Annotated in this window: 3 protein-coding genes; 2 read left to right on the top strand and 1 reads right to left on the bottom strand. The window is 41.9% G+C overall.

The window, feature by feature from the left end; genetic code table 11:
• Window positions 1-748 precede the first annotated feature (748 nt).
• Window positions 749-1426 carry a hypothetical protein gene (locus tag P8O70_20145; protein ID MDG2199152.1) on the top strand — a complete coding sequence of 226 codons (678 nt, stop codon included), beginning with the start codon at window positions 749-751 and terminating at the stop codon, window positions 1424-1426.
• On the opposite strand, the gene P8O70_20150 is transcribed toward P8O70_20145, so the two are convergent.
• Window positions 1377-7844 (bottom strand): tetratricopeptide repeat protein, encoded by a 6468-nt coding sequence (locus P8O70_20150; protein ID MDG2199153.1) that lies wholly within the window; start codon window positions 7842-7844, stop codon window positions 1377-1379. The genes P8O70_20145 and P8O70_20150 overlap by 50 nt on opposite strands.
• A gap of 176 nt (window positions 7845-8020) precedes the next feature.
• Between P8O70_20150 and ispG the strand changes: the two genes are divergently transcribed.
• Window positions 8021-9718: a (E)-4-hydroxy-3-methylbut-2-enyl-diphosphate synthase gene (gene ispG, locus P8O70_20155; GenBank protein MDG2199154.1), complete on the top strand. Its 1698-nt coding sequence runs from the start codon at window positions 8021-8023 to the stop codon at window positions 9716-9718.
• Window positions 9719-11066: the final 1348 nt, after the last annotated feature.

Raw genomic sequence — 11066 nt, forward strand, 5'->3', positions numbered from 1 at the left:
CTGCTCAGTACATTATTGACGCTGCCTTTAGCTATGCCAGCCTATATAATGGCATACGTTTGGACAGACCTCTTAGAATATGCTGATCCATTTCAAAATTCGCTTCGTAGTTTCTTCTTTTTGAAAAGTTCTCTGGATTACTGGTTTCATGAGATTCGTTAGCTTGGTGGAGCCATATTTCTTTTCAGTTTTGTTCTGTACCCAAACATATTTTTTTTGGCCCGAACAGCTTTCCTAAACCATGCACTGAAGACACTTCGTATTGGTAAAATGCTTGGCTAGTCGACGTCACATATCATAGTGAGTGCAACTATCCCGCTAGCAAGACCAGCAATAATCGTAGGGGCGTTTTTAGTCCTAATGGAAGTTCTTGCTTATTATAGAACTGTGAGCTTTTTTGGGATCAACACCCTCAGCAAGGTGTATTTGGTTTATAGCTTATGAATGATCTGGCTGCTGCCTCTCAGCTTTCTCTGATTGTTCTTTTTTTTGTTTTTATCCTTCTCGGATCAGAACGATGGAGCCGCAGAACGCAAAGATTCTCTTTAAAGCCTTTGGGTAACATTTCGCAAAAAAAGAGCTTAGTTGGCAAATAACTGTATCGGTTTGGTTAAGCTGTGCTATTCCAATTACGATTAGATTCGCGATCCCAGTCATTGCTCTTTTCAGCAAATCAATACTAGACAAAAAAATCTGGGAGATCCAGAAGCTTTTGGTAATTGTTGAACAGATAGTTTCACTTGCATTGATGGCATCTTGCGCTGCCTGTTTGCTCGCACTATTAATAGGCTTTGGAGTCAGGCTTCAACGAGATACTAGCGCAAACTGGGTGGCTCAGTTTGGTACCATCAGCTATGCTTTTCCAAGTACAATTCTCGCGCTCGGAGTTCTTCGGCCACTTAGTTTAATCGAAAATGTGATTGATCTACTAATGAGAGAATGGTTTGGGATTTCAAGTGGTTTATTATTCTCTGGGACCGCCTTCGCTTTGGTTACCGCATACGTGATTTGCTTTCTCGCAGTAACATTCGGTTCAGTTGATAGCGGCTTTCAGGCAATTCCAAAGGCGATGGACGGGCTGCCAAGACTTCTCAGAAAAAAACTTCGCTTTACACTAGTTTCTATTCATCTCCCTCTACTGAAATCAAGTTTAATGACAGCAAGCCTGATTGTGTTTGTTGAGGTGATGAAAGAACTTCCTGCGAAACTAATTCTTAGGCCTTTCGGAGTAGAGACATTAGCAACCTACGTTTATCAATATGCTTCCAACGAACAACTTGCTCTGACTTCACCCGCCGCTTTATTGATAGTCTTAGTTGGAGTTTGGCTGGTATTGGTGATTAATCGCGTGTTCTCAAAAAACCTACAACCCGATTTTACTGCAGTTGTGCAAGATAAGCCTCAATTTGCAAAGCCGTTTTATTAGACAGATCTCTGTATTGTTCTAAACCTTTGACTTCAGGATGCGCAGCAACCTCCTGATAGTGCTGAAGGGCGTCAGGAAATTGTTCAAGCGTATGGTAGAGGGCGGCTAATTGATAATGAACTAGGACAAACCATTGGGTATTTTTTGGGACGGGGCGGGCAACCAAGGACTCCAATCTCTGAATTGCACTATCAGTTTTGCCAACTGATCCGTCCATTTTGGCTAGCTCATAAACTGCAGCGATTTCTTCCTGACTTGCTCCTCCTTGATCTACCTTTTCCCACCAAATTCGTGCAGATTCAGGGTTTTCTAGAACTGTTGCGTAGTATGTCGCGATTTCAGAAGCAGCATTTTTCTTAATCTGTAGATCCTTAGATCTCTCATATCTTTGTGAATAAAACTCCACAAGTTCGGTATAATTCCTTTGTTGCTGCAAGATTGAAGAGACGCGGCTCACAGCCTGAGCTTCCGAAGATGGATCAGCAGCTTTTTCAAGAACCTTTCGATAGGAAACCAGTGCCCCGGAATTATCACCAATCTGCTCTTTTAACGAGCCTTGCTGAATCAGAGCTTCAGGGGTTTCTGAACTTTCAGGATCTACTTTGTGTTGTAGATCCCAAGTGGCTAAAGCCTCTTTCCAATTTTGCTGTCCAATTTCAGCTTGGCGCCAAAGTATTACCCAATCGACAGAGGCTTCAGTACCCTGTTTCTCCAGTAGTGGCTTAAGCTCTTTACTAACATTTTTCCAATCTTGCTTATCAATATAATTTTGGATGCGCACCCCGAAAAGATATTGATCAATCTGTTCAACTTGTTGAGTTGCAAGCTTCTGATACTCTCTGTTCTGATCAGTCGATTTTGCTTTAACAACCGCCTCATAGTATCTCCGAGCTTCAGACCACTTTTCCAACTGTTGAAGATCAGCTCCAAGCTGGTAATTTGCAATAACTGCATAAATAGAGTTCAGATTAGGTTTTCGCTTCAAGAGCTCCTTCAGTGTCTCAGAAGCTTTGTTAACATCCCCTTCTTTACGAGCTTGATTCGACTGTTCCATCAATGCGGCAAGGTCAGCATCACTATTGCCTCCCTTGTCCAACTCTACTAACCATTTCTGTGCTTTTGAATTATCCTTCAATGAATTCTGTGCATAGTAAACAATTACCTCTGCACAAGCTTGCTTTGCTTCTTTGGATTTCAATTGGGGACAGGTTTTTTCATAAAGCCCTACGAGTTCTTTCACCTGTTTTGTTTCCTCAAAAGCAGGTCTAGCCTCATCAAGCAACTTTAGTCTTTCACTGTGGCTGTTTTTTGGTTGTGCATTTATTGCTGCCTTGTATAGCTCTGCAGCTGGCTTCCAGCCTTGGAGTTGTCTTGTCGCCCGGGCTCGAATCAAAAGAGCTTCGGCAGTATTCGTACGCTTCTTATCTTCTTGATCTAAGAGTTGATAGGCCCTCAAGACACCTTTCCAATTTTGCTGTTTAATTTCGGACTGAAGTAGCAGTGAAAAATTTGATTCATCAAGCTTTATAGTGCCAGCCAGTTGCTCCTTCCTAATCAAATAAGATAAGCCTGCCCAGTCTGCTTTTTTCTCCAACTCGATCAACTTGTCTGTGATGTCTATCTGCTGAAGTGATTTCCACTGTCGCAGGGCGGCCTGCTTCAGCTCATTATAGTCTTTGGGAGAATCGGCCTGAGCTACCAATAGAAATGATTGAGCCGCATCTAGATTCTGCTTGGATTGAAGATGTAATTGACCCAATCGGTAGTGCACAAGTGTAAACCATGAGCTATTTTCAGCCGGCTTACGCATGAGAATTTTCTGGAGAGCTTCTAATTCAATTTTTGAATTTTTATTTGTTTTTGCTTGTTCTACCTGCCTCCACATTGCCTGCATCTCAACTTCAGAATTACCACCCTTATCAAGCTTAGCTAACCAGAATTTTTCATTGGTCCAGTCTTTTTTTTCAGCTGCTTGATTTGCTAATTTCTGAGCTAAGCTTAATTGTTCCTCGGATGGTGTCTGTTGATAAGCGAGGCTTTGCCATCTATTCTTTTCTTCTGCATCCTGCTGTCTATCTGAAATGTATAATGCCCAATTTACCTTGTCGTTTGGTTCAGCCAATTCATAGGCTTTCGAGTAAAATTCTAGGGCCTTTTGGGACTGTTTTGTAGACTCTGCTGCTTGGCCTCTGGCTTGGTAGTCAAAGATTGTTTTCACAGATTTGGGATCTGTACTTTCTAATTGGTCATAAACAGCCAATACCTCTAACCATCTCTTTTGCTCTTTCTCAGCTTGTAGCCAGGAGCGTAACAAATTCACATCTGGTTGGAGGGTCCCATCTTTTAAACCCTTTTTGGTCAGTTTGCTTACTAGTGGCCAATCTTTCTTCTCAATTGCATTCGTCAACTCTTGTGTTCCAAGATATTTCCGCAGTCCCAAAACCTGTGAGTCCACATAGGTCTTAACTTCAGGATCAAGATTTTTTGGATCCACCTGTTGAACTGATTGATAGTATTTTAAGGCTTCTGGCCATTTCTCTTTATCTTGATTCCAATCACCCAACCTTAGATATACTGGAACAAAGTTTTTGGAGGAAATCTTCAAATCAGAGGATACAGCGGGCTGCAGAACTTGTATTGCCTGGGCTTTATTACCTTCCTCATTCAATAGATCCGCTAGGCGCAATCTAGCCTGAACAGAAGTATCACCCGCATTGAGGTTGCCCATTTTAAGCAGCCACTCTCGCTCTAACTGCGAATCTTTACTTTGTTCACGTGCCCAATAAAGCATCAGGCCAGCGAGTTGCTTTCTAGACTCCAAATCACTTATTTGCTCAAACTCTGATGCAACCAGTTTGGGAAAATCTGATTTGATTTCACGAGGATCCCGCTCAAAAACGTTTTGCAATCTGCCTATCACCCACATTCTTTTCTGGCTATCTTTTTTGGGTAATTTGGAAAGCGCCTGCTCGTAATACGATCTAGCTTTGACCCACCCACCAAGTTTTTCTGCAGCTTCACCCTGAGCCAACAGAGCATCTACTTTCTCAGCTTCTTCAGGCAAGATCGATTGCAGTCGCCCATAAAGCTCAAGCACTCTTGACCAGTTTTGCTGTTTTGTCTCAGCTTGAACCCAAATTCCAAAAATCTCTTTACTAAAAGGCAGGTTGTCAAGCCTTTCTTGCTCAGAGATAAACTTACTCACTTGCTTCCAATTTTCATCATTCAACAAACTTTGTAATTCTTGTTTGGCAATCACAGAATCCACTGAACGCAACATCTGCTGCGCATCTGTTGCCAAGTCAGAATCTTGCTGTTGATTAGCGACCTGCTCTAAGTATGATCTTGAAGCAGTCCATTCTTTTCGATTCTGATGCAAAATCCCCAACTGGAAAGGGATTTGCCAAAAAAAGCTACTGCTCAAGGGCACAGGCCGTTTTTCCAAATCTTTCAATCGATTCAATGCACTATCTAAATCTTTATTTTTACGGTCTATATCGATCAACAACATGGAAGCACGAAGGTCAGTGTCATCAACACCCCCCAAGTCGGCACTTTGTAACCATTCTGATGCAAGCTTATCATTTTGAAGTTTATCCAAGCCTATTAAACCAACCTTCAGAGCGTATTGTTGACGAAATTTTGGTGATTTCTCTTGGGCATAGAGTTCCTCATAAATTTTCATTTGTTTCTGATAGTCATCTCCATTTTCGTAGAGAACCGCTAAGCGATTGGAAATCGCTGCAAACCGTTCATCTCCAGCTGGCATCTTTTTGATAGCACGCTCATAAAAAGTGATGGCTTCTTTTGGTCGGCTCAGGCTCTCATTTGCCTCTGCCTGCCAGATCAAGTCTGAAATACTTTCAAATTTGTTGGATTCTTTTCGTTGTAGCTCTTTATATAGGTTCAGTATGCCCGTCCAGTCTTTTTGATTTTGTAGCGCTCCAACCCAGACATTTAACAAAGGATCATCGACCTCAACAAGACCACCTTTCCAGTTTTGACGAATGAGATTATCAACTCCCCTCCAGTCTTGTTGTTCTTGAAGCTTAGCGATGTCCTCTCCAAATTGTTGGTTTCGTAAAGCTTTGAACCGAAGTTTTGAGTTTTCAAGTAGCTCTTGCTGCTCTCGATCTGTAGTAGGTGTGTTTAGAACTCTTTCATACCGAACAAGTGCCCCTGGAACATCATTTAATTGATCATAATGAATGGCTGACTGATAGCTTCCTTGAAAACGCAAACTCGGCTCTACCTCCTGCTGAGCAAGACGCTCCCAAATCGGGAGTGCTAGCAACTGTTGACCAATTTTTTGATAAATACTTGCTCGCAAAACTGCAGCCCTCAGATCATTTGGGGTATCACTGCCAGTATCCGCCTCTGCCAACCAAGGCAATGCCTGCTCAGATTGCTGAAGATCAATTGCTAGAACCTCCCCAAGTTGCAGTGCATAGTTTCGATACAGCAGTGAATTTTCAGGAAGCAAAGCCAAGAGGTGAACTTTGTAGAGTGGTGGGATTTTCTGTGGTTGCTTGCTAGCCAGGTAAATCTCAGAAAGGCGTCGAACCAATTGCTCTCTTGGAGGTTCAGCATTGTCTGGAAGAAGATAAAGTGCTTGCTCAAGTAGTGCTATTTCAGTTTGTGGATTTCCAACCCTCCTTTCTGCATCTGCCCATTGAAGGAGATGATTCAGCGTTATGCGAACTGAGCTTTCAGGCTGCTGATCCCACTTAATATATGCTTTTTGTAGTCCGAACCAATCCTCTTCAATGCGAAGTGTCTCCACCCAAGCCTGCCAATCTTGATCCCGTAATAGAGGAGTAGACTTATTTGAAGCCCATTCAAATAGTTCAAGTTGTGCAGAGGTATCCTGCATTTGTTGATTCGCAACCAACATTCCTCGAAAGGAACTTTCCTGATAGTCAGGATCTTCAAGCAGTGTTTCAAAGTCTTTTCTAGCTAGCCCCCATTGCTTTTCCTGTAGGAAGCACGATCCCCTTTGCCAAATCAAACGTTTAGCTTCGGGAATTGAAGAAGAATCTGAGATGGGTGCCAGTTCACTTAGGAGTTCAAGGCAGCGTTTTTCGTCATACTGCCTATTAGCCAATTCTTGTAAGAAACGAAGCTGTGTGTTTCTCTGGAACGACTCGTTATTGTATGCATCCCGCAGAATTTGTTCTGCGTTCGGTTTATTGCCTATTGAATCATATTGCTGAACCAACATTGTCCAAAAGCCTGGCTCCTGGTGGTATCGCTCCTGACTTCGTAATGGCAATAACTGTTCGAGGGCTAGCTTTGGTTCGTTTTGCCGGGCATACAGCATTCCAAGTTCATAATGAGCTTCTTGCTGAAAGGCGTCATCTTCAGTTTCCAGGTATCGTTGGTAAGCATTAACTGCTTGTTCGGGCTGGTCAATTGATTGGTATAGCTGGCCAAGTCGAAAGGCGGCAAGTGGACGATAATTGCTATCATTTGTTGCAAGATACTTTTCGTAACGAGGAACAATTTCTTTGACAAAGGCAGGATCAAGAGTGCCACTATTCGAACTTGCTTCCAGTTGCTCTGCGGCACGTTGGAAAGCCACTTCTCCCCACCAAAATGTAGCTTGAACTCTATTTTCTTGAGGCAAGTCTAATTTCGAAATCGCGTATTCTCCGTAGCGTTGTTCTGCCTGAAGCCAATTCTTCTGACTTTGGTGAATTGTTGCTACACGATATCGGATATCCTCGGTTTCTTTAGATAATTCTGCTGATTCAAGATAGTTTTCCCACAATGGGAGAGCTTCGTTAAACCGTTTGTTTTGATAGAGGGTGTAGCCTGCCTGATAGTTTGAAATTTGTGATTCTTTTTCTGTCAGGCTATATTGTAAGGCTTCTTGATGATACTTCGCAATTCGGGGCGCCAAATCGTTAGCTTGAGTGGATGCGTTTTTCTCTTGGTAGCGGAGCATCCTTTGAAATAGTGTTTGCCCCATCAAATTTCTTGCTGGGCCATAAAGGCTTGAAGAGGAAGGAATTGATGAGAGGGTCTCTTCAGCTACCTGAGGACGGTCGAAGCGAAAATGGATCTTGCCAAGCTGAAGGCGAGCAAAGTCTCCTTCCAAATCGTTTGGATTTTCCTGAAGCCACTCTTCAAAAAGAATTTGAGCTTGAGGCCAATAGCTTTCCCCCATTTGAAGAAGGACTTCGCCCTCTAATTTCATGGCGACAAAGCGAAATTCGCCATGGGGTTTGCTGGCACGGTAGCATTGAAGATAATCGCGGGCACTAGTCAACAGCCCGTCTTCGATCATCTTCTCAGCGAAGGCAAATTGTTTTTTTTCGTTAAGGCTGTCGGGCAATCCACAGGCGGCAGAGGCCAATCCTGGCAAGGAAACCAAAACGCCCAGCCACAGGACCTTCCATTGTGGTGGCCAGTTCATCGGGTACCTGATTTTGGTAGGTTATTGATCATTGAGGAAGATCAGGTAAAATTGCAAATCTAAGACCGATCTTCTCGATTTTTGCTCCACAAAACAGAAACTATAGACTTTGCAAAAATCTTTGGAAGCCTTTAGGTCGAATTAAGTTTTGAAAAATAATTTTAGCAATCCTTTAAGTGAATGCCAACCTGATGCAATCAGAAATTAGAAGAGTAAGTCGAGTAGTTCGTATTGGAGATGTTTTGGTTGGTGGCAAAGAGCCTATACGTATTCAGTCCATGTTAACCAGTGATACCTGCGATTTGCCAAAAGTTATTGAAGAAGTGGAGGGATTATTTCAAGCAGGCTGTGAAATTATCCGAGTCACAGTCCCAAATCATAAATCTGTGGAAGCACTTCCGAAAATAAGAAAATTAATGGTCAATCAAGGGATTAATACACCTTTGGTTGCTGATATTCATTTCAATCCTCAACTAGCTGTAAATGCTGCAGAATTTGTGGAAAAGGTCCGAATTAATCCTGGTAACTATGCTGACAAAAAACGATTTGAAATAAGGGAATATTCTGAAGCTCAATATCAAGAAGAGTTGCAACGGTTAGAGGAAAAACTCCTCCCGCTAATTAAGCAACTCCAGAAATATGATAGGAGTCTTAGGATCGGCACTAATCATGGTTCCCTATCAGACCGTGTGATGAACCGGTTTGGTGATACTCCTGAAGGTATGGCTGAATCTGCGATGGAATTTTTACGAATACTGGAAAAGCATCAATATTTTGAGACAGTCATCTCAATGAAGGCATCTAACCCCATCGTAATGAGAGCAGCCTATCAAGAAATTGTAAGAAAAATGGATCTTGAAAGGATGAATTACCCGTTACATCTTGGAGTTACTGAAGCGGGGAACGGGATTGACGGTAGGGTGAAAAGTGCCTTGGGAATCGGCTCTCTTCTATTAGATGGGATTGGTGATACAATTAGAGTTTCCCTGACTGAACCAGCAACGAATGAAATCCCCGCCGCAAGAAGTATTTTAAATGGGATCAAAAAATTCCCTCGAAAAACTGTGCTTATTCAAATCAAAAAGCAATCAAATAACATCTATAATGAAATAGAAATTGATGGGATCAAACTTGGTGGAGAATCTCCGTTCCGCCTTATGGGCATCGCAGATTTTGTTTTGGAGGACCTTCCATCGGAACCATTCGATAAGGTTTGGAATCAGAAAAAATGGGAATCAGAAATTTTTCCGAATCTCCATTCCTTTGATTCTAGGAACCCAAACACTGGCAATAAAGTGATCCTTGTCGAAAGTGATGAAATGGATATTGACGGAATCCATAAATTTATAAAGATTTCAGATACTAACGGATTTGATCCTGTATTTCTCGTGAAATTATCTCTGACTGAAAATGAGGATGAACTGATGGGCTTGGCTGCGAACTTAGGGGCCTTGATTCTTGAGAATGTGGTACGAGGTTTAATTGTGCCTACCACTAATCAAAATGACCCTACGCTTGAGATGATCCTTTCATTGCTTCAGGCTGCGAGGGTGAAAACATATAAAGCCGATTTCATTTCATGTCCATCTTGTGGTCGAACTCACTTTGACCTTCAGACAGCAACAGCGAAGATCAAAATGAAAACAGAACACCTCAGGGGTGTCAAAATTGGGATAATGGGATGTGTGGTGAATGGTCCCGGGGAAATGGCTGATGCCGATTTCGGGTATGTTGGTTCCGGATTTGGAAAGATCAGTTTGTATAAGGGACAAAACTGTGTACGAAAAAATATTCCAGAGGAAAAAGCAGTGGATTATTTAATTGAACTAATACAGGAGCACGGGATGTGGCAGAATCGAACAGAGACTACTTAAGAAATATTGATTTCAGTGTGTTATGAATAGTCTAGAATTACACTACTTCTGCATTCGACCAAATAAGAGAATTGACCGTAGATCCTAAGCGGATCAACCAACTCAGATCAACTCTTTCGCAGTCCATCAATTACAAAATATGATTGCAAGGGGTAGCGGTTATGCCTGAATGTAAGTCCACTCCAATTATTGTATCCCTCTACAAATTCTCTTAACCACATCATCCTGTTAGCACTTTTGGAAAGTTTTGGGCTTTCTTGGGAATCTGCATAGACCTGTAGATCAGCTTCCAAAAAATTTCTTTCTTGGTGATCCAAGAGCCTTTGATTCAAAGCAATTCCGTCCAGTCTCATTAGTTTTTCTCAGTTCATACCCGTTTATTTATGTGGAACAAGACCTGATTTATTCATGTCAAGTCGATGAACTTCATACTTTTTGTTCAGGTTCGAACCTGTGCAAAGCATTTAATTGACTCTTTATCACTAGTTTTCTTCATGAATATCATCAACTATGATAGAAAATAATTGCTTTAATTGCAAATAATTATTTAAAGAATTCTGAGAATGATTTTAACAGAAAAGCCTCTATAATCTCCAGCAGATCGTCCAGAGCCAATTTAGATCCATGCCCCAATAACCTATAGTCTTCTCCATTGGATATTTTTTTTCAGATGGGAATCTCCAGTGGGCGGTCCATGTATTTGATTCCCATTTCAGGGACACGTTCTTAAATCTCAGAAGATCCCTAGGAATTTCGCCAAAGAAGCATTTATACAATGATTCTTTAGCTGAGAAGGTCAGCAGCAGTCTAATGGTGTGATTTTCTGGGTGGAGAGAATGTAAATCCTCTAATTCATCCTGAGTGCAAATATGCCTTTCAATTTTTAGATCTATGGTTCGGTTCGCTTTTTCTAAGTCTACACCCAAGCCAAGAATTGGTGGACTATTACTAACCACCGCAAGAGCTAATCCAGAAGAGTGTGATAAGCTGCCTGTAATACCTTCTGGCCAAACAGGAGTCTTTGTACGTTGGTCTCTCTCAATCCAAGTCGGTGGGTATCCCAATGAGCCCAGTGCGTCTTTAATTGAAAGGCGACCGAGCAGATATTCTTGGTTTCTCTTTTCAGAGAGACCAAAATTTACTTCAGGAAGTTTATCAGGAGGAAGATTATTGAGTAGGTGGAGTGAGGTGGTTGCGTATCTGAAGTGGCAATGCTGATTTTCTAGTAATTCAGAAAGCGAATTGAAGTCCAACTGTTGTTAATGTTCCAGTATAATCTTTATCTGTATCGACAGAATCAACACCTGGTTCTAGCGTGGACCAAGAATCTCCAGCATCTATTTTTGAA

The sequence above is a fragment of the SAR324 cluster bacterium genome (assembly GCA_029245725.1).
Classification (GTDB): domain Bacteria; phylum SAR324; class SAR324; order SAR324; family NAC60-12; genus JCVI-SCAAA005.

What these genes read in the sequence shown, in the direction of transcription:
- P8O70_20145 (MDG2199152.1), top strand. Translation starts at nt 749, where the DNA reads ATGGCATCTTGCGCTGCCTGTTTGCTCGCACTATTAATAGGCTTTGGA.
- P8O70_20150 (MDG2199153.1), bottom strand. Translation starts at nt 7,844, where the DNA reads ATGAACTGGCCACCACAATGGAAGGTCCTGTGGCTGGGCGTTTTGGTT.